At 34.1% G+C, this 23,826-nt stretch carries 21 protein-coding genes; 5 read left to right on the plus strand and 16 right to left on the minus strand.

All coding sequences use genetic code 11. From position 1 onward, the window contains the following. Window positions 1-55: 55 nt before the first annotated feature. Genes asrC through asrA form a run of 3 tightly spaced genes read right to left on the minus strand, consistent with a single transcriptional unit; the run spans window position 56 to window position 2,957 of the window. Entirely contained in the window at window positions 56-1,069 is a 1,014-nt protein-coding gene (gene asrC, locus THEBR_RS09735; RefSeq protein WP_004399788.1) for a sulfite reductase subunit C, read from the minus strand. A gap of 16 nt (window positions 1,070-1,085) precedes the next feature. Beyond that, a complete protein-coding gene (gene asrB, locus THEBR_RS09740; RefSeq protein WP_003869858.1) occupies window positions 1,086-1,877 on the minus strand; it encodes an anaerobic sulfite reductase subunit AsrB in 792 nt (263 codons plus the stop codon). 27 nt (window positions 1,878-1,904) lie between these two features. After that, window positions 1,905-2,957: an anaerobic sulfite reductase subunit AsrA gene (gene asrA / locus THEBR_RS09745; RefSeq protein WP_012269655.1), complete on the minus strand. Its 1,053-nt coding sequence runs from the start codon at window positions 2,955-2,957 to the stop codon at window positions 1,905-1,907. 396 nt (window positions 2,958-3,353) lie between these two features. Here asrA and THEBR_RS09750 point away from each other — a divergent pair, with 396 nt between their 5' ends. Then, complete coding sequence (locus THEBR_RS09750) at window positions 3,354-4,238, plus strand: selenium metabolism-associated LysR family transcriptional regulator (protein ID WP_012269656.1); 885 nt, start codon at window positions 3,354-3,356, stop codon at window positions 4,236-4,238. A 146-nt stretch (window positions 4,239-4,384) separates the two neighbouring features. Here THEBR_RS09750 and THEBR_RS09755 read toward each other — a convergent pair whose 3' ends face one another. From THEBR_RS09755 to THEBR_RS09770, 4 genes are all read right to left on the minus strand, one after another. Next, window positions 4,385-4,957, minus strand: a complete 573-nt coding sequence (locus THEBR_RS09755) for a LemA family protein (protein WP_003867171.1) — start codon at window positions 4,955-4,957, stop codon at window positions 4,385-4,387. 75 nt (window positions 4,958-5,032) lie between these two features. Next, on the minus strand, window positions 5,033-6,358 hold the full coding sequence (locus THEBR_RS09760) for a hypothetical protein (RefSeq protein WP_012269658.1): 1,326 nt from the start codon (window positions 6,356-6,358) through the stop codon (window positions 5,033-5,035). Next, a complete protein-coding gene (locus tag THEBR_RS09765; protein WP_004399784.1) occupies window positions 6,342-7,484 on the minus strand; it encodes a DUF58 domain-containing protein in 1,143 nt (380 codons plus the stop codon). Before THEBR_RS09765 ends, THEBR_RS09760 begins: the two co-directional genes overlap by 17 nt. A gap of 19 nt (window positions 7,485-7,503) precedes the next feature. Beyond that, window positions 7,504-8,442 (minus strand): AAA family ATPase, encoded by a 939-nt coding sequence (locus tag THEBR_RS09770; protein WP_012269659.1) that lies wholly within the window; start codon window positions 8,440-8,442, stop codon window positions 7,504-7,506. A gap of 192 nt (window positions 8,443-8,634) precedes the next feature. Here THEBR_RS09770 and THEBR_RS09775 point away from each other — a divergent pair, with 192 nt between their 5' ends. Genes THEBR_RS09775 through THEBR_RS09790 form a run of 4 tightly spaced genes read left to right on the plus strand, consistent with a single transcriptional unit; the run spans window position 8,635 to window position 11,509 of the window. Then, a complete protein-coding gene (locus THEBR_RS09775) occupies window positions 8,635-9,051 on the plus strand; it encodes a Fur family transcriptional regulator (RefSeq protein ID WP_003869866.1) in 417 nt (138 codons plus the stop codon). 18 nt (window positions 9,052-9,069) lie between these two features. Then, window positions 9,070-9,951: a metal ABC transporter substrate-binding protein gene (locus THEBR_RS09780; RefSeq protein ID WP_012269660.1), complete on the plus strand. Its 882-nt coding sequence runs from the start codon at window positions 9,070-9,072 to the stop codon at window positions 9,949-9,951. A 6-nt stretch (window positions 9,952-9,957) separates the two neighbouring features. Beyond that, entirely contained in the window at window positions 9,958-10,722 is a 765-nt protein-coding gene (locus THEBR_RS09785) for a metal ABC transporter ATP-binding protein (protein ID WP_004399781.1), read from the plus strand. Beyond that, entirely contained in the window at window positions 10,715-11,509 is a 795-nt protein-coding gene (locus THEBR_RS09790) for a metal ABC transporter permease (RefSeq protein WP_004399780.1), read from the plus strand. The genes THEBR_RS09785 and THEBR_RS09790 overlap by 8 nt, the downstream gene beginning before the upstream one ends. Before the next feature lie 66 nt (window positions 11,510-11,575). Here THEBR_RS09790 and THEBR_RS09795 read toward each other — a convergent pair whose 3' ends face one another. From THEBR_RS09795 to THEBR_RS09835, 9 genes are all read right to left on the minus strand, one after another. Beyond that, window positions 11,576-12,916, minus strand: coding sequence for a GH1 family beta-glucosidase (locus THEBR_RS09795; RefSeq protein ID WP_012269661.1), 1,341 nt, complete (start codon window positions 12,914-12,916; stop codon window positions 11,576-11,578). A gap of 46 nt (window positions 12,917-12,962) precedes the next feature. Further along, the gene (locus THEBR_RS09800; RefSeq protein ID WP_012269662.1) at window positions 12,963-15,434 is read right to left on the minus strand and encodes a beta-mannosidase; all 2,472 of its coding nucleotides are present in this window, start codon (window positions 15,432-15,434) and stop codon (window positions 12,963-12,965) included. A gap of 67 nt (window positions 15,435-15,501) precedes the next feature. Next, window positions 15,502-16,440 carry an ABC transporter ATP-binding protein gene (locus THEBR_RS09805; RefSeq protein ID WP_012269663.1) on the minus strand — a complete coding sequence of 313 codons (939 nt, stop codon included), beginning with the start codon at window positions 16,438-16,440 and terminating at the stop codon, window positions 15,502-15,504. Beyond that, window positions 16,437-17,390: an ABC transporter ATP-binding protein gene (locus THEBR_RS09810; protein WP_003869873.1), complete on the minus strand. Its 954-nt coding sequence runs from the start codon at window positions 17,388-17,390 to the stop codon at window positions 16,437-16,439. Before THEBR_RS09810 ends, THEBR_RS09805 begins: the two co-directional genes overlap by 4 nt. A 5-nt stretch (window positions 17,391-17,395) precedes the next feature. Beyond that, a complete protein-coding gene (locus THEBR_RS09815) occupies window positions 17,396-18,238 on the minus strand; it encodes an ABC transporter permease (RefSeq protein ID WP_012269665.1) in 843 nt (280 codons plus the stop codon). Further along, window positions 18,235-19,227 carry an ABC transporter permease gene (locus THEBR_RS09820; protein ID WP_006569235.1) on the minus strand — a complete coding sequence of 331 codons (993 nt, stop codon included), beginning with the start codon at window positions 19,225-19,227 and terminating at the stop codon, window positions 18,235-18,237. The genes THEBR_RS09815 and THEBR_RS09820 overlap by 4 nt, the downstream gene beginning before the upstream one ends. Window positions 19,228-19,244: 17 nt before the next feature. Further along, window positions 19,245-21,002, minus strand: coding sequence for an ABC transporter substrate-binding protein (locus THEBR_RS09825; RefSeq protein WP_012269666.1), 1,758 nt, complete (start codon window positions 21,000-21,002; stop codon window positions 19,245-19,247). A 460-nt stretch (window positions 21,003-21,462) separates the two neighbouring features. Then, window positions 21,463-22,548, minus strand: coding sequence for a LacI family DNA-binding transcriptional regulator (locus THEBR_RS09830; RefSeq protein WP_012269667.1), 1,086 nt, complete (start codon window positions 22,546-22,548; stop codon window positions 21,463-21,465). A gap of 477 nt (window positions 22,549-23,025) precedes the next feature. Next, the gene (locus tag THEBR_RS09835; protein WP_012269668.1) at window positions 23,026-23,796 is read right to left on the minus strand and encodes a hypothetical protein; all 771 of its coding nucleotides are present in this window, start codon (window positions 23,794-23,796) and stop codon (window positions 23,026-23,028) included. Window positions 23,797-23,826 lie beyond the last annotated feature (30 nt).

The raw sequence follows: 23,826 nt of genomic DNA on the forward strand, positions 1-23,826 counted from the left end.
TAGATCTTTTCGTGCACCTGTGTACGTCTTGATTCCTTCACTATTCCATGCCAACTTAACGTTGGGTTACGGGTTTTACATTAAAATTAGACCTGTATTCGGTTTCTGTCCATAATACCCTTTCAGCCACCATAGCTTCTGGGTTTAGTTTAACATCTTTTAATATCATTTCTTTAAATTTGTTATATCCCACTCTGTCAATAAGGTGTCCACCATGGATGTATTCAGGTTTGTTGTTCATAACATAAGCAGAAAATGTCTCCCAGTTTTTAAGTACACCTAAAACCACATCTTCTGTAACCCAATTTAAAAAGATTTTTCCCATACGAGGTGTTTGCTTTCCTGTTCTGCCGCCGATCAATACTCTGTAGAATTTTTTAGGGTTCCTGGTCCAAGCACCAGTTGGACACACTAGGACGCATTCGCCACAGCCGACGCAGCAGCAGGTATCTTTCACGATTTTTCCTTTTTCTACAGATAAAACACGCGTTGCATGATGAGCACACGCTTCTACACACTTTTTACACCCTATACAGCGCTCATAATCGTATTCCGGCTTTGTAATACCAATTATACCGATATCACTAACGTGAGCTTTAGCACAGTCGTTAGGACATCCTGATATATTTAATTTTATATGATAATCGCTGGGGAATATAATCTTTTCTATTTTTCTGGCCAGGTCGGTTGTATCAATGTTAGCATATATGCAATGACGATTACCTATGCAAGCCATTATATTACGAGCTCCTATGGTCGGATACCCGTTGTCATCAACTGCCATATCAACGCCGCATAAATTTACTTCAATTTCTTCGATATATGGTCTTATATATTTGTTAACCTCATCTATATATTCATATTTGATCCCTGGTATTGAAATTGTCTGTCTGACTCCCAGGTGAAATTCTCCGTTTCCCCAAGTTTCCGCAATATGCTGAAAAAATGACAGATATTTAGCATCTATAACACCGCCGGGAACGCGTATCTGGAGCATGAACTCCCCCCGCACTTTTGACTGACGATAACAATTTCTTCGAACCTTTTTTACATCTATATCGTAACTCATATAATTATCCCTCCGATTAATCCAACAGATTTTTTGCTTTAGTATAATTAAAGACAGGCCCTTCCAGACAAACATATGTCTCATTTATCTTGCAATGGCCACACTTGCCGACGCCACAAGACATTTTCCTTTCAAAAGATAACCAGATTTTATCTTCTGCTACACCGTTCTTTAAACATTCTAAAGCGGCAAAGTGCATCATAACAGGAGGACCTACAATTACTACATTGTAATTTTCAAAGCTGTCAAATGGTATTTTCTTAATGTGTTCTGTAACAAGGCCAACCTCAAAGCCTTCTATCTTATCTTTATCAAGAGTATAAATTGTGTTAAACCTGCTTCTAAAATTATTTAAATCCTCTTTGAACAGTATACTCTTTTCGTCCTTAAATCCCGCAATGAAATACAGAGAGTGTATTTCATCTGGATGTTCATAAAAATACTTTAAAAGGCTTCTAACAGGAGAAACCCCAGTTCCACCGGCAATGACAACTAGATCCTTACCCTTAAAATCATCTACAGGGAATGAATTACCATAAGGGCCTCGCATAAATATCTTATCACCGGGTTTTAAATTAAATATTTCATTGGTAAGTTTTCCTACCTTCCGTATGGTGAGTTCTACCCAATTATCTCCCATCGAACTTACCGATATAGGGCCTTCTCCGATTTTAGGTAAAGACACCTGAAAGAATTGTCCATGTTTTACCTTTGCATTGGTTTCTATTCTGAAAGTATATTCATTTTCTGTTTCGTGTATAATATCGATTATTTTATGGGGAACTGGAAGCATTATATTTTCACTCATTTACTTTACCTCCTCAATTGATGCTGTTTACCTTATATCTTTATTTGTTGTCTCCGCTTTTTTGAGTTTTTCCACTTCATCATACAGGCGATTAATGGTAGCCGGAAAAGATATTAGTTCAGGACATCTTTCATCACATCGCCCGCATCCTACACACATGTACTCGTCTTTGAAACGAAGTTTATAGTCATAAATTTTATGCAGAGTTCTGAACCTCATCCGCTCTCCCGCGGTTTTCCTGAAACTCAGTCCACCTGCCATTGTCGTGAAATCTTCGTGCATACAGCTAGCCTGAACCCTTCTCCTCTCACCAACTTTTCCGTTTTCTGTGTATATTACGTCTAATGTGTTAAAACAGCTGCAGGTTATGCACACAGCGGTACAGGCTCCACAGCTTATACATCTTGAATTATAACTTTTCCACATATCGAGATCATAAATTTTTTCTAATAATTCATGGCTATCAATTTCAGGGATGTTAACTTTTGTCGGGTTAGAGGTAACGAATTCAGGGGTAAATTCTACTTCTCTTTCATCGGCAAATAAATTGGTAAATTCATCGTCTTTTATTTCTACCAATATCTTATCATCGCCAAATCTAACTGCTAAACTGTAGTCGTCGGTTTTATTGGAACCCATTGAGACGCAGAAACAACTATCCCAACCTCCTTCTTTGCATTCCATTAAAATAAACTTTACTTTTTCCCGTAAACGCTTGTAGTAAATATCTTCTGTTCCTCCGTTTTTGAGAAAGATAGTATCAAGTCGTCTAAAGCCATTTATATCACAGGGGCGTGCAAATATCAGAATCTTTTTGTCATCTACCTTGCTTTCCATATATTCATATTCGGTAAAGTAGAATAGCGCCTGGGTAATCGGATAAATCACTTCTTTTGGTGAAAAATCTGATTTCTCATCGTAGACTACATCCTCAATTGAGTTAATTTCTGCATATCGAATCAAATCAGTGTCTGAATAACGACCACGCTTTTCAAAGCGGACAGGAGCATATACCTTATACTCTTTTTGCAATTCTTTTAAGATTTCATTCATCCTTTTAATGTTTACACAATAACTCATCTTCTTCCTCCTCAATATACATCATTTGATATTCTTTATAATCCAGATACAAAAAGATTGACAAAAACCATCAATCTTAGAACTCGACAAATATAAAAGGCAGATTGAATAACTGGAACAGTACCTCAAGTCCAAACAGAATGTTCAGAATTTTCTTTTTTAAATTTTTATGTTAAATAATTAACGTTAAATAATTAACTTTGATATAAGTATAACACCCATAAAAATTTTAGTCTAATAATAAATAGTTATATCAATGATAATAATAATTTATACAAGGCCAACAACACACAAGACTTGAGAAAGTTTAAGAATGCCGAGTTTTTTATCTTTTCATTAGTAAAGTATTATGATATTATGAAAATGATAATTTTATGGTTATATGAGGTGATCGTTGTGACCCTCAGGGATATAGAGATTTTCGTAACCGTTTGCGAGTTAAAGAGCATGTCTGCTGCCGCAAAAAAACTTTATATGTCCCAACCTGCTATCAGCCAGGCCATATCGCAGATGGAGGGAGAACTCCAAGTTAGACTCTTTGACAGGATAGGTAGGAATCTCAGTCTCACGTATGCTGGGGAAATCCTGTATAGTTACGGAAAGCGGATACTCAATCTTGTCAAGGAAGCAGAGAGTACTCTTGATGATGTGAAGAACATGAGGATGGGAAGGCTGAGAGTGGGAACCAGTACAACGGTGGGAATTTACCTGCTACCGGAGATAATCGGCGAGTTCAGGAAAAAGTTCAGTATCGACGTCTACTTTACGATTGGCAACACGGCAGAGATAGAAAAGCTGATATTTAACAATTCTATAGACCTTGGCATTGTCGAAGGTCCGGTCCATTCAAGGGACATTGTTGTAACACCCTATATAGATGATGAGCTATATCTTGTATGCTCAAAAAGCCACAGGTGGGCAGAGAAAAAAAGCATCAGCCCCGCAGAGATTGAAAATGAGGATATAATCATGCGAGAAAAGGGAAGTGGGACGAGGGAGATCTTTGAGGAGACCATGGCGAGAAATAACGTGAGGTACAGAATAAAATACGTTCTTAACAATACGGAGGCCATAAAAAAGGCCGTCGAAGCTAATATAGGCGTTTCGGTCATATCCAGGCTGGCCGTGAAAAAGGAGATAAGAGGCGGTAGGCTCGTAAAAGTTGACATTGAAAATATAAGGTTTGAAAGGAAGTTTAGCATCATTTATCATAAAGATAAGTTCAAGTCGAATCTGTTCGAAGAGTTTATAAAACACCTTTATAATTACAGCATAAGGTAGTACCGCAAAGCACAGCCTGCAGCCACACCAGTTAAAATGCACCCATCAGCTTCAACATTTTGACAAGAGGACCTCCGCAAAAAACAGAGATAAAGTAAAATATTAACCATTTTTGCAAAGGCTATTTTAATTTATTGCAGGAATGCTTATTTGGAAAAATCTACTTTAGGCACAGTCTTTGCTGCTTCATCTGCTTTAAAATATTCTCTTTCCTTAAACCCAAACATATTGGCGATGATAGAGGTTGGAAAAGACCTTATCTTGGTGTTATAAGCTTGAACAGCATTGTTATAATCCATTCTCGCTACAGCTATTCTGTTTTCAGTTCCTGCTAGTTCATCGCTTAACTGCCTGAAATTTGCATCAGCTTTTAAATTAGGATAATTTTCTGCAATAGCAAGAAGCCTTCCCAATGCTGTATTTAATTCATCATTTGAAGCTGCTTTTTCAGCAACAGTGTTGGCACTTAAAAGTTTTTCTCTCGCTTTATTTACACTATCAAAAATCTCTTTTTCATGTGCTGCATATCCTTTAACAGTCTCTACTAAATTAGGAATTAAATCAGCCCTTCTTTGAAGCTGATTATCAATCTGACTCCATTTACTATTTACATTTTCATCTAACGCCACTAATTGGTTATAAGTTCCATAAATTGTCCCAAATACTAATACAGCTATTACAGCCAAAACAATCAATGTAATAATTAGCGGATTTTTCACTGCCATTCCCCTCTCACTATTTTCTAAATACTTTCTATAGTACTATTATATACGATTTATTCCAACAAAGTAAATCTAAATTTGTTTCAAATTTTTTATAATTTCTCTTAACTTTATTTCAAATTCCTTTACTTCCTCATATTGAGGATAATAATTTCCATATCTTACTTTTTCGTAAAGAGCTGTAATTTCCTTCATTGCAGAATGCACAAAAGGAAAAACTTCCACCACTTTTTTATAAACATCTTCACTAGAATGGTTGCCTTTTACAAGAATTTTGTTTTCGTATAAGTGTTTTAAAAATCTTTTATAATAATACCTTACCCTTTCCCTCGAATCCCTATAAATTTTTACTCGCTCTCGAACATTTTCAGCTATTTTCTGGCTTATGCCTTTTAATTTTTTATATGTTTGCAAATCCCCAATTTTTATATCAATCTCTTTTTCTTCTGTAAAATCCCTTTCATGCTTTTCTTTTTGTAGCTTTGTTATTGCTTTTACAATATATACTATCAAAGCAATTATTATGACAACAGCTAATAAAGTAGCTATTCCATTTATCATGTGGACAAGCCAAGCATAATCCTGAGGAATCTGCTCCTCAAACATATTTTCCTTACTATTATCTTGTTTTAAGGCTTCCTCCATCGCCTTTTTAAAATACTCTTCGTCTATATGCAGCAGGCTAAAAAGCCTTGACAACATTAAAAACAAACCATAAGCTAAATAAGAAGCGCCATAAACAAAAATTTTTACAATGCCTTCATACAAATAATGATAGACAAATCCTCTCACAGCAGGAGAAGAAAGTAAAATCATAGTTAAAATTATAAGGCTTACTGCTGCCCACTCAAAAGTTGAAACTCTTTTATTTGACCTATTATCGGAGAATCTGAGATTTTTAACTTCTAAAAGCACAAAAATGCTGAGCAGAATATAAATAATGCTATATTTAGGGATTATCAATATATCTTCAGGAGGCATAAAATAGTTCGCAATATTTATGACAAATAGACCTATTAACTGCTTATAAAATTGTTCCACATTTAACATATCATTAACGAAGATTCCTCTGTTTTTTACTCCTCTTGACCAAATATACAAAAACACAATGAATATGGCCACCAGTTGATAATAATTTTCACTAATTATTGCGCTCAACAAAATGCTAATTACAACACCTATAGTTAAATTCAATTGTTTATAAGTTTTCTCTTTCATCTCAATTTCTGCATTGTTAAAAACCCCGCTTATTAAAGAAACTAGAAGGATTATTCCAAAGGAAATACCTTTTTCTCTAATAAAAAGCCCATTTAATAGGGTGTAAATTAAAAATACCATCATGCCGTCTAAAACTGTCAAAAACGTCCTCACAAACTTTTCTCTATCCCACAGTTTCAAGTTGCTTCCCCTCTTCATTATAAAAGAATAACTTAATATTTGTTGGCAAATGACCAATTTCATTAGGCTTTATTGAAACAATTGAAATTTTTGTATTTCCTATGTCAGAAAGAGCATTTACAACTTTATCATCTACAAAAGGCGTTACAACCACTAAATCTGTGCCCCATGACAAATGATTTGTCATAACCCTTAAAATTTCTTCAAGGTCATATCTCTTAAAAAAAGACAAACCTGCAAAAACCTCAAGAAGCTTTGAAATCTGAGATTCTCCTGCAGAAGGCTCTATAATACTGTAATCCCCCTCAAAAAGGCAGATAGCATTTGTAGAAAATCCAACAGGAATGCCTTTTTTTAATAAATCCACTGATAAAGAAGCTGCTACTTCCACTGCCTTTTCAAACTCTTGTAGGTCAATAGTCTTAAACAGATACCTGTGAAAATCAATGTTAAACAATATCATTATTTTTTTATCTGCTGTATAATCATATTTATTCACTTTTAATGTCTGATTTTTGGCAGTGGCTTTCCAATTTATGTCTTTATAATTGTCAGAAGGAGTATAATCTCTGATTCCACTTATCATAATAGGGTCTTCTATTATCCATCTTCTTACAAACACGTCTCCTTGAAGAGAATCAGCCACAACAAAAGAACTATTCAAATCTATTAGATTAGGATAAACCACCAGTCTCGCATGAGCCAATATTTCACTTTCATATTCCTCACTGCCAAATAAATCGGTAGAAAAAACTTTAACGGGGTCAAAAAGATTGTATACTCCCCTTTTTATACCTACAATTTCAAATTTCCTTGTAATCCTCTGAAAAGGCATCATAGAAAGCACTGTAGTGTGAAAATACTTAACTTTATCATTATTTTCCACCATAGATGATTTTACCATTTGAAGTTCCACAGGAATCTTTTGCTGTAACTTCAAATAAGTAATAGGGAAAATTTTTTTATTTACAAGTGTAACCTTAAGCGTTGTCTTTTCTCCAGGAAAAATAGCTGGATTTTCAAATTTCCGTTCTATTTTCAAATCCTTAAAAATGTATTTTTTATAAAGATTAGCTTGCATGGCTAATACAAAAGCCACAACAAGAATAAACCACAAAGCATTCATTTTCAAAACCACCTAATTTCTATTTTTCAAGAGGGATTGGAACTTCTTCTAAGATTCTTTTCACTACATCTTCCGCCTTTAAATTTTTAAGTTTACCTACCCCTTTTAAAATAATTCTGTGAGAAAGCACAAATGGTGCAATATACCTTACATCGTCTGGTGTCACAAAATCTCTTCCTTTTATATAAGCATAAGCTTGAGAAGATTTATAAAAAGCCAATGTAGCCCTTGGGCTTGCTCCCAATTCTATCTCCCTATCTTCTCTTGTCCTTTCAATTATATCTAAAATATAATTGGCAACATCTTTTTCCACATACACATTGGTATACTCTTTTTGCATTTTTATTATATCCTCTTTGCTGCAAACTGGCTGAATATTCTCTAAGGGACTACCTTTATCAAAAAGGTCTATTATTCTCTGCTCTTCCTCTCTTTTGGGATATCCCATTTTTATTTTCATCAAAAACCTATCTATTTGAGCCTCGGGAAGAGGAAAAATGCCGTAACTTTCTATAGGATTTTGCGTAGCAATAACAAAAAAGGGTTTGTCTAAAGGATAAGTGACACCGTCTACAGTTACCTGCCTTTCTTCCATACATTCAAGAAGGCTGGATTGAGTCCTGGGTGTCGCTCTATTTATCTCATCAGCTAACAATATATTGGTAAACAAAGGGCCTTTTTTAAACTCAAATTCATTGAGTTTTTGATTGTAAACATTTATCCCTGTCAAATCGCTAGGAAGTAAATCGGGAGTAAATTGCACCCTCTTAAACTCACAACTAATAGATTTAGCTAATGCTTTGGCAATAGTAGTTTTACCAACTCCTGGCACATCCTCTAAAAGAATATGTCCTGAAGATATTAAAGCTGTAAGCATTAAATCAATTACTTCTCTTTTCCCTACTATCACTTTTTCAATGTTATTCCTTACGTCTTCTAATATTTTTGCATATTCCATCCTATCACCTTTTTCCAAATAAATTTTACCTTATTTTTTTATTATAGAAAACATTTTCTGAAATTTCAATAGTATATGTAAAAGTTAACATTTAATTTAAATTTATGCAAATTTCCTATTGACTTTTTTGCTAAATTGTAATATCATCTTAATTAAGAAATATTTCTTATTTAATAAAGGGTTGTGATTAAAATGCATAAGCAAGAGGCAATAAAAAAATTAAAAGAGCACAATTACAAATTAACTCCTCAAAGGGAATTAATACTGGATATCATGTTAAATCAGCAGGGGTATCTTTCTGTGAGACAAATCTATGAAAAAGTAAAAGAAGTCTTTCCTCAAGTAAGTATTGACACAGTTTATCGCAATTTAAGCCTTTTGAAAGATATAAATATTTTAAATGAAACGACAATTGGCAATAATATTATGTATGTAATGCGAAAAGAAATACACAGTCATACCATGAGATGTTTAAAATGCGGCAAAATCTTTGAACTAGACATATGCCCTCTCGAACTTTGGATAAACCAGATAAAAGACTTTGAAATTGTAGACCACAAAATAGAAATCGTTGGTTATTGCAAAGATTGCAGGAGCAATAAAAACTAACTATAGGAGGTAATATTTATGAAAAAAACTTTAATCGCTATACTGCTTATCATGACTTTAATTTTAGGTATAACCTCTTGTGGCACAAAAACAGTAGAATCTTCAAAACCTGTAGTATATGCATCTTTTTACCCAATTTATGACCTTGCATCAAAAATTGGTGGTGACAAAATAACAGTAAGAACTATAATACCGCCAGGAATCGAACCCCACGATTGGGAACCTGCCACAAAAGACGTGGCAGAAATGACAAAGGCAAAAACTATCCTTTACTTAGGTTTGGGAATGGACTCTTGGATTGACAAAATAAAAACCAATGCTCCAAATGTAACATTTTATGAAGTATCAAAAGGCATAACTCCAATTGTCGAAGGCAACGAGACAAATCCCCACATATGGCTTTCTCCTAAAGAGACCTTGATAATGGCTAAAAACATAAATGAAGCCTTGCAAAAGACCTTTCCGAATGATAAAGATTATTTTGAAAAAAACTATCAAAATTTAAAAACTACATTAGAAACTCTTGATAAAGAGTACACTGAGACTCTTTCACAGACAAAGCACAAAACCTTTATTGTATACCACCGCGCTTTTGATTATTTAGCAAGAGACTATGGCTTAAAGCAAGAAGCATTAGTAGGTTCAGATGAAGAAGCAGAGGTAAGCCCTGCTAGAATGACAGAAATTATAAATCTTATAAAAAGTAAAAATATAAAATACATTTTCACAGAACCCTTGACTTCTCCAAAGCCTATACAGACTATAGCAAAAGAGACAGGAGTACAAGTTTTGCCTCTTAGCACAATCGAAGGGCTTACTAAAGAAGATATAAAGAAAAAAGGAGATTACATCTCTTTAATGAAACAAAACCTTGAAAACTTAAAAAAAGGATTGGAGTAGGTGAAAATGAACTTGGTTGAACTTAAGAATGTCAGCTTTGCTTATGATACTAAAAAAATATTAAATAATATCTCTTTAAAAATAAATAAAGGAGAATTTGTTGCAATCATCGGACCTAATGGGTCCGGAAAAAGCACTTTAGTCAACATTATGGTAGGAAATCTCATTCCCACTTCTGGTGAAGTTTTGTACGATGGAGTAAAGCTGCAAAATATAAAAAATAGGTCTTTTATAAGTTATGTACCCCAAAAGTCTTATTCCTTTAATGCCTCTTTTCCTGCCAGTGTAGAAGAAGTAGTATCAATGGGATTATACGCAAAGAAAGGAATATTTAAAAGACTTTCTAAAAAAGATTGGGAAGAAGTATATGAAGCTTTAAGAATTGTAAACATGTTCGATTATAAGCATAGTTTAATAGGAAGGCTATCAGGGGGACAACTACAAAGGGTCTTCATAGCTCGCTCTTTAGTTGTAAAACCAGAAATACTTTTTTTGGATGAGCCTACAACGGGAATTGATGCGAAGTCTGAAAAGGCTTTATACGCTATCCTTGAAAAATTAAATAAAGAAAAAGGTATAACTATAGTAATGGTAACCCATGACGTTTGGGCAATTACTGATAAAGTATCAAGGATAATATGCATGAGTGAAGGTAAAATAAATGAAAAATGTGAAGCCGTCGACCTTACAGCAGGAGAATTAGCTGAAGTATATGGATATCCAGTAAAAATAACAAAACATCATCACAATGGGAGTGTTAAAAATGATTGATATTTTTTCCTATGAATTTATGAGAAGAGCATTTATAGCCGGAAGCATTATTTCAATAATTGCACCTTTAACAGGTAGTTTTCTTGTCCTAAGACGGCTTTCACAAATAGGAGACACCCTTTCTCACGTTGCTTTAGCAGGAGTGGCAGCAGGTATTTTACTTGGAATAAATCCTACATTAGGTTCCATAATTGTAGTACTTTTAGCTTCTTTTGGAATAGAAAGACTGAGGAAGGCATATTTCAGGTATTCAGAAATATCAATAGCCATAGTAATGTCTGCAGGAATGGCAATTGCCATAATTCTTTTGAGCTTATCTCGTGGCGGCGCAGCCAACATAATGAATTATCTGTTTGGAAGTATTGTGTCTGTAACAAACACTGACGTCCTTTTGATTTCAACTCTCGGTATCGTTGTAGTGGCGTCAATTATGTTGCTGTACAAAGAGTTATTGTACATCACCTTCGATGAAGAAGCCGCAAAAATTTCAGGGATACCCGTAAGCTATATCAATTTCTTCTTTACAATACTAGTAGCTTTAACTGTTGCCCTCGCCATGAGAATTGTAGGTGCGCTTTTAGTCTCAGCACTAATGGTAATACCGGCTGCTGCAAGTTTAAGAATCGCCAAAAGCTTTAAACAGACAATATTTTATGCAATACTCTTTTCCTTTATATCAGTTTTTTCAGGAATATTTCTATCCTTTTACTTAAACTTATCCCCCGGTGGAAGTATAGTTCTCGTCTCGCTTTTAATAATGGGACTCGTTTCATTAAAGAAGAGGTAAATAAAAGAAGAAGAGGCTGTTTGACAATCAAATTTTTAACAGCCTCTTCTTGCTTTTTATCATTTACTACTCAATAGAATTTTTCTGTATTACCTCTTTATACCACAATGCACTGTCTTTTAATATTCTCTTTTGCGTCTCATAATCCACATAAACTATCCCAAATCTTTTTGAATATCCATGGGCCCATTCAAAATTGTCCATCAGCGACCATACGAAATATCCTTTTAAGTTACCTCCTTCTCCTATAAATTTTGCTGCTGCTTTTAAGTGCTCTTTAATGTATTCTATTCTTTCATCGTCGTGTACTCTTCCATCCTCTGTCACTTCATCTTTAAATGCTGCTCCATTCTCTGTGATATACATAGGCAGTTTTGTATATTCTCTATCTAGCCTTTTTAAAAGGTCATACAAAGACTCTGGGCTTATCTCCCATCCCATCTCCGTCCTCTTACCTGGACCCGGTACATTCTCTGCCTTTAGCATGGAATCTTCGTTGTATTTTACAATACTTCTTGTATAATAATTGACTCCAAGAAAATCTATCGGAACACTTATAGTCTCTAAATCTCCTTCTTTTATAAAGTCAAATTCTCCAATTATTTTACTATATAATTCCATCATATCCTCTGGATAATTGCCTTTGAATATTGGATCTAAAAACCATCTGTTAGCAAATCCGTCAGCATATTGGGCTGCTAATTTGTCTTCTTCTTTTTCGCTGGCTGGATATGCAGGGGTTAAGTTTAGTGTTATACCAATCTTACTCCCTTTTATATTCATTTCTCTAAAGGCTTTTACTGCTTCTCCATGGGAAAGTAGTATATGATGAGCTGCTATTAGTGCCTCTCTGTAGTTTTTGTGCCCTGGCGCATGTTCTCCTATTCCATAGCTTAATATTGAGGAACACCATGGCTCATTATGAGTTATCCATAAAGGTATTACATCCCCTAATTCTTCAAATAGTTTCGTGGCATATTCTACATACCATTTTACACTGTCCCTATTTAGCCACCCCCCTCCTTTGTCATACGCCCATTGTGGTAAATCCCAATGATAAATTGTTGCGGTTGGCATTATATCTTTTTTTAATAATTCATCTATTAGCCTCTTGTAAAAGTCCATTCCTTTAGGGTTATATTTGCCTTCTTCAGGAAAAATTCTTGGCCATGCAATTGAAAATCTGTAAGCTTTTACTCCTATTTCTTTTAATATCTCTACATCTTCCTTATAGCGGTGGTAATGGTCACAGGCTACATCTCCTGTGTGGCCATTATAGGTTTTCCCTTCTGTCTTTGAAAATGTATCCCATATGGAAGGAGTCCTCCCATCTTCATTTACAGCTCCTTCAATTTGGTATGATGATGTAGCAGTTCCCCAAAGAAAATCTTTTGGAAATTTTATCAATATTATCACTCCTATCTTTAATGGTAATTGTTGAAACTTTTTTACTTTATATATTTGCTACTAATTGAGTAATGTCAAAAACTTCAACACTCTCGGGTTTTTGTGAAAATTTTACTTCATATTGTTTACCTGGCATCATATTTAAACAATTGTCAGATAAATCTATATCATTTTCGGGCTCTATAAACACTCCAAATGCTGGAACATCTGTTGTTAAGACTATTAAATCATTTTTTATTTGATAATTAATTTTGGGTTCTATTAAACTTAAATTTCTAAATTTATCAAACACTTTATAATTCTCATAAGTCTTGCCATCAGCAATTATTTCTACATATATAACACTATCTAGTAGTTCTCCATTTTTCTCTACTGGCAATGTACACCCCGGTATTGCTATAGGCATTTCCTTTACACTGTACCCAATATTTAATTCCTCAATTTTATAGTGAGCTATTTTTGTAACGTCATTTGCTATTAATCTCGTTTTTAACTGTTTCTCTGCAATTTTTTCACCATTTAGTTTGAAAACTTTTATAGTTACCTCTACTTCTTTATCATGCACCAAATCACTTATGCCATAGACTGTGATACCCCCATCTTCCTCTTTTATGTATGGTAAAATTTCTGCATAAAATTTCTTTGAATAGTGATACAATGCTTTTTTCCTCTTGTAATAATCAATACAAGACCAGCTAGCTACAGGCCAGCAGTCATTAAACTGCCAGTATAGTGTCCCTGCTGTCTTAAATTTTCTTGACCTCCAATGTTCTACACCTGTTTTTATAGCCTCTGCTTGGTTAAATTGACTTAAGTAAACAAAGCTTTTAAGGTCTTTAGGAAATCCTAAGTGTCCTACCATAAACCTTACTAATCTTTCCATTCCTTCAACCATTTTGTTGTGAGAAATCATAACTGGACTCAGTATTGTCCTATCTTCAGGAGATGTGTAAGAAAGTACTGTTTTCCAATCTGGCATTGATTGGAATCCAAATTCACTAAGAAATCTGCCCTTATCTTTTGTGTACTCTTCATAGTCTACCCATCCACTCCACACATTCCACTGATGCCTATCGCCTTCAGTTTCACTATTTGGATCTTCTCCTCCATAAGGACTTGATACCCAATAAGGCCTTGACGGATCTAATTTTGCACACACTTTAGGTAATATTTCTTTATAAATGTAATTGCCCAAATATTTTGGATCTCCATTATCCCACCATGAATGAAATCCCCAATTGTTTTCATTATTCCCACACCACAATACAATGGAAGGATGATTTCTAAGACTTAATATGACTTTCTCTGCTTCTTCTTTTGCTAATTTTTGAAACCATTCAAATTGGTCAGGGTACTCCGCACAGGCGTACATAAAATCCTGCCATACCATTATACCCATTTCATCACAGGCATCATAAAATGCTGGATCTTCATATATCCCTCCTCCCCATATTCGTAACATGTTCATATTTGCATCTTTTGCAAGTCTTATATATTCATAATAATCTTCTTTGGTTAATCTAGGTAATAGGTTGTCAGCTGGTATCCAATTGACTCCCTTTGCAAAGACTTTTATTCCATTAATTTCAAAGATAAAAGTTTCTCCTTCCTCATCCTTTTCTCTTACCAACTTCACAGTTCTTATTCCGCTTCTAAAGCTTTTTTCATCTATTATTTCTTCACCCGTTAAAAGTCTTATTCTTATATCGTAAAGCGGCTGTTCTCCAATTCCATTTGGATACCACAATTTAGGATTTTCTATAAGCATTGTGGTTTTTATTCTGTTCTTTTGAACTTTTACTCGCTTTTTCCCATATGAAATGTCGTTATGTATTATCTCTATTTCAGCTTCAAAATCTTGCACTATATACCCTTCTATCTCTGCACTTATTACTACATAAGCTTTGTTTTGCTCAATTTTTTCTGTATAGAAATATGGATTTTTAATCTCTGCATATTTTACTAAAGACAAGTATGCACCTCTCCATAAACCAACTTGAACTATCCTTGGTCCCCAATCCCAACCATAAGAATATTGAGCTTTCCTTACATAAGGCCTACCACTTTCTCCTGACCATTCAAGTTTCACAGGACTTGTTTGTTCCATAGCTTTTATAGTTTTTGTTATGGAATCAAAGTGCACTTCCAATACATTATTTCCATCTTTTACTATGTCTTTAATATCAAATTCATAAGGTATAAACATATTTTGTACTTTTCCTAAATGTATCCCATTTAAGTATATATCAGCAAAAGTATCTATTCCTTCAAAAACTAATTTTATTGCGTCATATTCATTTTTGTCTTTTGCATTAAAATCAAATTCTTTTTTGTATACCCATTCTTTTTCTTCTAATTTGTGAAATTTTATCTCATTCATTCGATAATAAGGATCTTCTATTTTCCCTAGTCTTATTAAATCTAGCTGAACACATCCTGGAACTTCTCCTTCATACCACTCGCTAGCATTTGACTCTCTAAAATGCCATACTCCATTTAAAGAAATACGTTTTTCCATAATTAAATCACCTTTTTTAAATTTTCTTGCCTTACCATTTTTACTGTAATTTAATTTCTATTTTTAATCAAAGTTTTACACAAGCAACATAATGGTCTTCCTCTACTAATTTAAGTGTAGGTTTAAAGCAACTTGTATCTGCTATAGGGCATCTATCTATATACTTACATAGTCCCTCTTTCCATATAGCCTGCTTTTTGTCCGAATCTTCAATATCAATTCTGTCAGTTTCCCATTTTCTATCTAATTGTGGTATTGAGTCTAATAGCATCTGTGTATAAGGATGTCTGGGATTAGAAAAAACTTTTTCTATTGAGCCCATCTCTACAATTGACCCTCTATATAAAACCACTATCTTATCGCTTATATAATACGCCTGCGAAAGGTCATGGGTAATAAACATTATAGCAGCTCCTATTTCTTTTAAGCTAAGCAATGCTTCTAAAACATCTACACGAGTTGAAGCATCTAACATACTAGTAATTTCATCTGCTACTAATACCTCTACATCCATCAGTAGCGCCCTTGCTATTAATAATCTTTGAAGCTGTCCTCCACTCAATTGGTGTATATACTTGTTTAACACATCTCCAGCATTCAGTCCCACTTTCTTTAATACATTTTCTACTCTATCATTCCATTCTGATGCAGGCACTTCTTTTTTAAAGGATTGTCTTACTAATTTAAATATTCTATTTACTTTAAATATAGGATTAAAAGAGGAATATGGGTCTTGAAAAATTCCTTGAACTTTTGAGTAAAACTCTTTGTTATTTGATATGCTAAAGATATCCTTGTCCTCAAGTAAAATTTGGCCACCACTTGGTTTTAGCAATTTTAACATCATTTTACCTATTGTAGACTTTCCACTGCCACTTTCACCTACTAAAGCTAAAATCTCTCCTTTGCCTATTTCAAAATTTACTTCATCTACTGCTGTTATTGTGTTTTTACTAAACAAAAACCCTGAATTAAAAACCTTTGTAAGATTCTTTGCTTTGATCATAAATCCTTCACCTTCCAACAAGCCACAAGGCGGCCTTTATTGATTTCTTTAAGTGGTGGCTCTTCTAAACAGTTTTCATCTGCAAATGGACATCTATCTCTAAATCTACATCCTGCTGGAGGATTTATGAGATTGGGAGGATGACCAGGGATACCCTCTAATTTTTCTTTTGTATGACGTATTCCTGCATTAGGCAATGATTTAATCAGAGCTTTTGTATAGGGATGCAAAGGATTCGCTATTATTTCTTCTGTCGGACCAATTTCCGCTACTTTCCCTGCATACATTATAACTATCCTATCCGCTATTTGGTATAAAACTGCTATATCATGGGTAATAAATATTATTGAGTTTACTATCTCCCTATCTCTAAACTCCTTAAACATCAGCGAAACTGCTTTCTGAGAAGATACATCAAGGGCTGATGTGACTTCGTCTGCTATTAAGAGGTCGGGATTTAATAAAGTCGATATTACCAATACTAGCCTCTGCTTCATCCCACCTGAGAGTTCAAAAGGATACATATTAAGAACATCTTTTGAAAGTTTTACCATATTTAAACGTTCATGTAGCCTTTTTTCTATTCCCTCATATTTTATTTTGTGTTGCCCTACTAAGTCCCTTATTATCCTCCCTATTTTGCGGGTGGGATTTAAAGCATCCATAGCATATTGGGGAATAAGAGAAATTTTTTTATAGCGATACCTCCTCATTTCAGTATTATTGTCTATTGGCAATTTTTCTCCGTTAATCTTTACCTCTCCTGATACATATTTCATTGGCGGCTTTAAAAGTATCAATGAATTACCCAGGGTTGACTTACCACAGCCTGATTCTCCAGCTATACCTAATATTTCTTTGTCATTTATTGTAAAAGTTACATCATCTAATGCTTTGGCGTCACCATGCAATGTTTTGTAATAAATTCGTAATCCTTCTATTTGTATCAATTCGGTCACTCCTCCCTCAGCCTTGGGTTAAATATCTCATCAAGACCTATATTGAGAAAATACAAGGAACTTACTATCATTGTGATTGCCAACCCTGGAGGAACAAACCACCACCACATTCCCAATTGAATTGCGTTCCATAATACTGAGTACTGCATCATTAAGCCTAATGAAATTCCCCTTGTTGGTCCCAATCCTATAAAATCCAATCCTACTGCTGCTAATATTGCTCCTGCAAACTGCAATATGAATACCATTACTACGTAGGACATCATGTTTGGCGCTATTTCTTCTAAAACTATTTTTAATGGTCTCAATGCTGTTATTTTGGCTAAATTTACAAATTCTCTTGATTTTAACGAAAGAGTTTGGGCACGTATAGCTCTTGCTGTCCATGGCCATGCCGTCAAACCTATTATCACGCTTTGTATCCCTATTCCTCTATAGGGTAAATAGGCTGCTATGATTATGAGTAAAGCTAATGTAGGTATTACTATTAATATGTTCGTCAACATCATTAAAAGGTCGTCTAATAATCCGCCTTTGTATCCTGCTATAAAACCAATTAAAAGCCCTATTATTGTGGCAAGTCCTCCTCCAAATAATCCAATAAAAAATGTCGACCTTAGTCCGTACACAAACTGGGTAAAGACATCTTGCCCAAAGGTTGTTGTCCCTAACCAGTTTTCTCTGCTTGGAGGAAGATTGCTCATACTGACATACTCCAATGGGTCTTTATAGTAAGAAATATAAGGTCCAATTATAGCCAATATCAGAAAAAATAGTAATATTGTCAAGCCTATCTTAAATTTCGTGTTTTTAAACGCAAAATATATAAACTCTTTCATACATTTTCTCCTCCAAGTCCTAGTCTAATTCTTGGATCAACAATCATGTAGAGTATATCAACTAAGAAATTCGCAAGTAATACCCCTATGATTATAAACAAGAAGACTCCTTGTACCAAAAAATAATCCTGATTTAATATACCTTGCAATAACATATATCCCATTCCTGGATAAGAAAATACTACTTCTGTTGCTATGGACCCTGCTACGATTGTACCTAATTGCAACGCTAAACCTGTAATCTGTGGAAGTATAGCATTTTTAAAGGCATATCTTCTAATAAGCCCTTCTGATGCTCCTAAAGCTTCTAAATATCTTGAATAATTGGCTTCAAGTTCATATATTATCAAATTTCTCATACCTATCGCCCAACCACCAATTTGCACTATAAAGAGAGACAAAAAAGGCAATATCCAATGTCTTAAAAAGTCCACTACAAATTGCCATGACCAATTCGGTCTCATACTAAAACTATAAGCTCCTGCAATAGGGAAAATCCCAAGAACAACTCCTAATGCCCATGCTAATAGTATTCCTAACCACATGTATGGTATAGATGTAATTATATAAAAAATTGGCAACATTCTGGAATCTAAGCTTCTGTGTCTCGCTGCTACTGCTCCTATATAGTTCCCTACTATCCAACTTAGTAAAATTGATGGCAATAACACTACTAATGTGTAAGGTATAGCTTGTGCTATAACATCTAGAACCGGTTTAGGATACATATAAATGCTAATTCCTAAATCACCTTTAAACAATGCTATCCAAAAGTTAAGGTATTGTTTCCATAAAGGTAGATCTAAGCCAAAAGCTTTGATTAGATACCCATACATTACTTTTGCTGACTCTGGTAGCCCCGAAAATCTTGAAACTAATACAAGAATGGGGTCCCCAGGCATAAACCTGGGGATTAGCCAGTCAATAGTTACTGCAAAAAAGAAAGTCAAAATGTAAATGTACAACTTCTTTATTAAATACCGTAACATTTATATACCCCCATTTATTATTGCGAAGCTTTCGGTTTTATCTTCATCAACATCATTGTCCCACCTGTTTGCCATCTGCCACCCCAAGTAACTGGATAAGCATATGGGTCATGTTCTGTTGGCCAATTCTCCCATGCTGCATTTGATGCTTGGAACCAGAGACCATTGTACCAAAGTGGTATAGCTGGCATATTCTTTAAGAAAATCTCTTCAAGTTGTGCAGCTGCTTGCTTAGCTTCTGGACTTCCTAGCTTTGTTTGGTTAAATTTTGCTATTAAGTCTTGTAATCCTGGCACATCAAAGCGCCCAAAGTTTCCATTATTCTGAGGACCGTTTTCTTGAACTTTGTTAAATAGCCAATTATACAAAGTCCATGGAGTTGACGTGACTTGGCTGCCAAAGTTATTAAATGATAAATCAAATGTTCCTTTCGTTAAATCCTCATAATATTTACTATAATCTGGGAATTTAGCTTCTGCATCGATTCCTACTGCCTTTAATTGATCTGCAACTATCTTAGCTGCTTCCATCCAATCTGTCCAACCATATGGCACACTAATCTCTAACTTAAATCTTTTTCCATCGGGTGCTGTCCTTACTCCATCACTTCCTAATTTAAATCCTGCTGCATCCAAAATTGATTTCGCTTTTTCTGGATCATAGGTATAGCCATATTTATTAACTACATTTTTATCATAATATTCTTCCCAAGCCTTAGCCGGTACAAATCCTAATGGATTTGCTGGTTCTACTTGGTTTTCATATACTTTTTCTGCTATTACCTTAGGATTGATTGCATATGCCATTGCTCGCCTTAATTCAACATTGTTTAATGGAGATTTAGTGGTATTGATAAACATAAACACAGTATTATCTGGAATCATATATGGCGGATTATCATAAAAAGTCGTTATACCGTAGTTAGCTTTCAAAGTCTTTATACCTGGAAGGAAAAAGTTACTTAAATCTAATTCACCTTTCATTAGCATTCCCAATGCAACGTTGTTACTAGGCACAATTAAATAAACTATTCTCTTTGGTGCTGGGGTCATATTCATTGCTTTTATGCCCCACCAGTTGTCATTCCTCTTGTAGACCATACGATCATTGCTATAAGTGTCAAATAAATAGGGTCCTGAACCTATAGCCTTTTCATTTGCACCATTTAACATATCATCTTTTGACTTATCTGCCCATATATGCTTTGGAATAATAGGTATCTGATACAAGTTATATGCCCATTCATGATAGTTTACAGTTGAGAACTTAAATATTACTGTTTTGTTGTCCGGTGTCTCTATAGATTGCAACCATTGCCACATCGGGCTATAATAAATCTCTGAATATTGCTTTGCTATTTCAAATGTAAATTTTACGTCCTCTGATGTTAAAGGTTTTCCATCTTGCCATGTGAGCCCATCTCTTAAAGTGATTTGATAAGTATTATCAGAGGTCCATTCACCTTTCTCTGCTAACCATGGTATGAATTCGTTTTTAAGCGGGTCATAGTTGAATAGTGTTTCATAAATTAATCCAACTGTACCCGTTACAGCGTTCCATGGTGTTAGCGGATTCCAGTTGCTGGGCGGGCTCCACAATCCACCTCCAAAGTATACTGTTTCGTTTCTTTGATATGTTGTCTCCTGTGCAACTTGCTGTGTATTTGCATTTTGCTGGTTCGATTTATCGCTTGTTTCTTGACTCTTTTGTCCACAGCCTGCTAACGCGCCCATTATTAGCATTAACACTAATAATAGACTTAACAGCCTTCTCATCCTAAAAATCCCCCTTTTTATTTGTTGTTTCCTTTTATTTTAAAAAATTTTATTTTACTTCTCGTATTCCCCCTTTCTTTCTTTAAATTTTTTAAAACAAAAGGCCTCTCAGCCCTTTGTTTTAGGCAACCATAAACTTTTTATTAAAATTTATAAAAACGCGTTTATTATTTAATGAATTCATTAATCAACGCTTTATTTAATACTTCAAAAAACCATATTCTAACTTTTTAAAAAGAAATAAAGTTTTTAATGAATACGTTATTATTCACTTTAAAAATTTTTCACCTACTTTTTCACTGAATCATCAAACAATTAGATTTCTGCTTAATCTAATATCCCCATTTTATTATTACGATACTATTATAAAGTAATAATTTTTTAGAAGACTTTAAAATAATTTTTTCTATTATTACTTAACACGTGTTCACAAATATTCATAAGTAAAGGCGTTACGCCTTTATTTCCTACTTAGTGCATATTCATCATTAATTTTTTCTCTTTGTATTTCAATCCTTTTACAAGATTCTCTTTCCACAAGTTTTACAGGAACAATAAATTTAGCTGTAATAGCTATTTCTTCTTCAATAGACTTAATCAAATTTTCTACCGCCAATTCCGCCATTTGCAATAAAGACGCACTCATTGTTGTTAAAGCAGGTTTTAAATAACGAGATATTGTAATATCATCAAATCCGATTATAGAAACATCTTCAGGTACTTTAAATCCCATCTCTTCTAAAGCATGCATAGCTCCTATAGCCATTTGATCGTTTGATGCAAAAATTGCAGTCGGTTTTGCCTTTTTAAATAATTTATATGCAGCTTTATAACCACTTTCTTCAACAAAATCGCCTTTTACAACTAAGCTGCTTTTAAAAGGAATACCCGCTTCTTTCAATGCTTTTTTATATCCTTCTAATCTTGCAAATCCAGAAAGTTTTTCCATATCACCTGTTATATGAGCAATTTCCGTATGCCCTAAATTGATTAGATATTTTGTCGCTTCATACGCACCATTTACATTATCCATGTTCACTATAATGCTTTTGTTAAAAGCGTCATCTTCATCTTCCCTAATTTCCTGGTCGATTACAGCAGTCTTCAATCCAGCCTCAATTAAATTTTTTATATCTGGATCATCATTTTTTACTCCAATAAAAATCGCACCGTTTATAGTCTTGTTATAAAAGACTTCTCTTACTTTCTTGTAATCTCTTGTTTTGTAAACAGTTATCACAAGCACGTTATAGCCTAATTGATTCGCAAAATCAATAACCGCCGTCGTAAAAGGCCCAAAGTAAACATTATCATACACCTTATGAATATCACTATTTTTCTTTAAATCAACTATCACCAATCCAATAGTTTTTGAACTTTTTCCTCTAAGCATCCTTGCTGAAGCGTGAGGAACATAATTATATTCCCTGATAACTTTTAAGACCTTTTCTTTAGTCTCAGGCGGAACATTCGGATAATTATTTATTACTCTTGAAACTGTACTACGTGAAACACCTGCAATCCTTGCAATATCCTTGCTATTCATGCACCTTACTCCTTATTAAGAGATAATTATAAATTCGTGTTTCTCTAATTATAATACAAATTTCCTTATATTTCAACAAAAGAAGCCCTCACCTGCTACAAAAAATTATTTTATTCTGTTCTCTATTTTTCAAGTCATATCTCGGTATTACGCCTGTACTTTTTTTAAATCTTACCATGCAAAGAAGTGCCATATTTTTTAACACTATATTATGCTATTATTTTTAAAAGCAATATGTTATTAAGAATCTTTATAACACAATCTTATAAACACGTGTTTACGGAATTATTATATAATATAACATTTACAAAAGTCAATATGACTTTTGATTTTCTTTTTGTTTTCAAATTATCAGACATCTTACAACAGCCTGAAGGTCGAGCTTTAGTTTTGTCGCTTTGGAACATCGGAGCGACGATGCAAATATCTCCTTTGAAAATTTTTTAACTTTGTCAACAAACTGAGGGATAGTACATACTATCCCCTTGAATACTCAAAAACTTCAGTATATTCACTCATAAAAATGTCAATAGGTAAAACCCAATATCTGTCATTATAGTCAATATCAATACCTGTAATTTTATAATATCCTCTCCAAGGAATCAATGAACAATACCAAACTTTTGAGTTGCTTTTATGAGCACTCCAATAATATCTCTCTCCTATATGTTTTGCTATTTCATCGACAACTGCAATTCTTTGTTGTAAAGTGGTATTGGGCACATAAAGTCCCCATGCTTCTCCAAAGTTTTCATGATAAAATCGAATAGACTCGTATATTACTCCTTTATTTGGTTCTGCAGTGAGTAAGCATTCATCATCAACGCTCCCATGATATCTTCTGCTATCGAATATAGCAGCATGTCTAATAGCACCTTGTATGTGAAATCCCGGGCTTGTGGCTAAAACAATATCGCCTATAGTAAAATTTTCAAAAGAGATATTGTTGCGATAGACTTCTTTTTTTCTTTTGGAAGAGATGTTTATCCCAAATGCTTCTTCATAATATACGTTTTTTAACAGTTCATAAAGGCTGATTTTATATCTTTTCTCTTCAAACTTTTCCTCATAGGGTTTTGATATCATTATGTGGTCTCCAATTTTCAAAAATCTATTATAAAAAGTTTTTTTGGGTATTGTGTTTTTCCTTTTAATTGCCTCTTTTTGATAGAATTCTATAATGTCAATTCCTTTATATTTTTTTGTTCTATTTTCCTCCCACATATATGCATCATCTCCATGATACATATATGTGGTTAATCCCTTTTATTTGTGCAT

The organism is Thermoanaerobacter brockii subsp. finnii Ako-1, from assembly GCF_000175295.2.
Classification (GTDB): Bacteria; Bacillota; Thermoanaerobacteria; order Thermoanaerobacterales; family Thermoanaerobacteraceae; genus Thermoanaerobacter; species Thermoanaerobacter pseudethanolicus.

Coding starts and splice junctions, on each gene's coding strand:
- THEBR_RS09780 (WP_012269660.1), top strand. CDS start 9,070: ATGAAAAAAACTTTAATCGCTATACTGCTTATCATGACTTTAATTTTA.
- THEBR_RS09830 (WP_012269667.1), bottom strand. CDS start 22,548: ATGAATAGCAAGGATATTGCAAGGATTGCAGGTGTTTCACGTAGTACA.
- asrB (WP_003869858.1), bottom strand. CDS start 1,877: ATGAGTGAAAATATAATGCTTCCAGTTCCCCATAAAATAATCGATATT.
- THEBR_RS09835 (WP_012269668.1), bottom strand. CDS start 23,796: ATGTATCATGGAGATGATGCATATATGTGGGAGGAAAATAGAACAAAA.
- asrA (WP_012269655.1), bottom strand. CDS start 2,957: ATGAGTTATTGTGTAAACATTAAAAGGATGAATGAAATCTTAAAAGAA.
- THEBR_RS09825 (WP_012269666.1), bottom strand. CDS start 21,002: ATGAGAAGGCTGTTAAGTCTATTATTAGTGTTAATGCTAATAATGGGC.
- asrC (WP_004399788.1), bottom strand. CDS start 1,069: ATGAGTTACGATATAGATGTAAAAAAGGTTCGAAGAAATTGTTATCGT.
- THEBR_RS09765 (WP_004399784.1), bottom strand. CDS start 7,484: ATGAATGCTTTGTGGTTTATTCTTGTTGTGGCTTTTGTATTAGCCATG.
- THEBR_RS09805 (WP_012269663.1), bottom strand. CDS start 16,440: ATGATCAAAGCAAAGAATCTTACAAAGGTTTTTAATTCAGGGTTTTTG.
- THEBR_RS09815 (WP_012269665.1), bottom strand. CDS start 18,238: ATGAAAGAGTTTATATATTTTGCGTTTAAAAACACGAAATTTAAGATA.
- THEBR_RS09775 (WP_003869866.1), top strand. CDS start 8,635: ATGCATAAGCAAGAGGCAATAAAAAAATTAAAAGAGCACAATTACAAA.
- THEBR_RS09820 (WP_006569235.1), bottom strand. CDS start 19,227: ATGTTACGGTATTTAATAAAGAAGTTGTACATTTACATTTTGACTTTC.
- THEBR_RS09770 (WP_012269659.1), bottom strand. CDS start 8,442: ATGGAATATGCAAAAATATTAGAAGACGTAAGGAATAACATTGAAAAA.
- THEBR_RS09800 (WP_012269662.1), bottom strand. CDS start 15,434: ATGGAAAAACGTATTTCTTTAAATGGAGTATGGCATTTTAGAGAGTCA.
- THEBR_RS09785 (WP_004399781.1), top strand. CDS start 9,958: ATGAACTTGGTTGAACTTAAGAATGTCAGCTTTGCTTATGATACTAAA.
- THEBR_RS09790 (WP_004399780.1), top strand. CDS start 10,715: ATGATTGATATTTTTTCCTATGAATTTATGAGAAGAGCATTTATAGCC.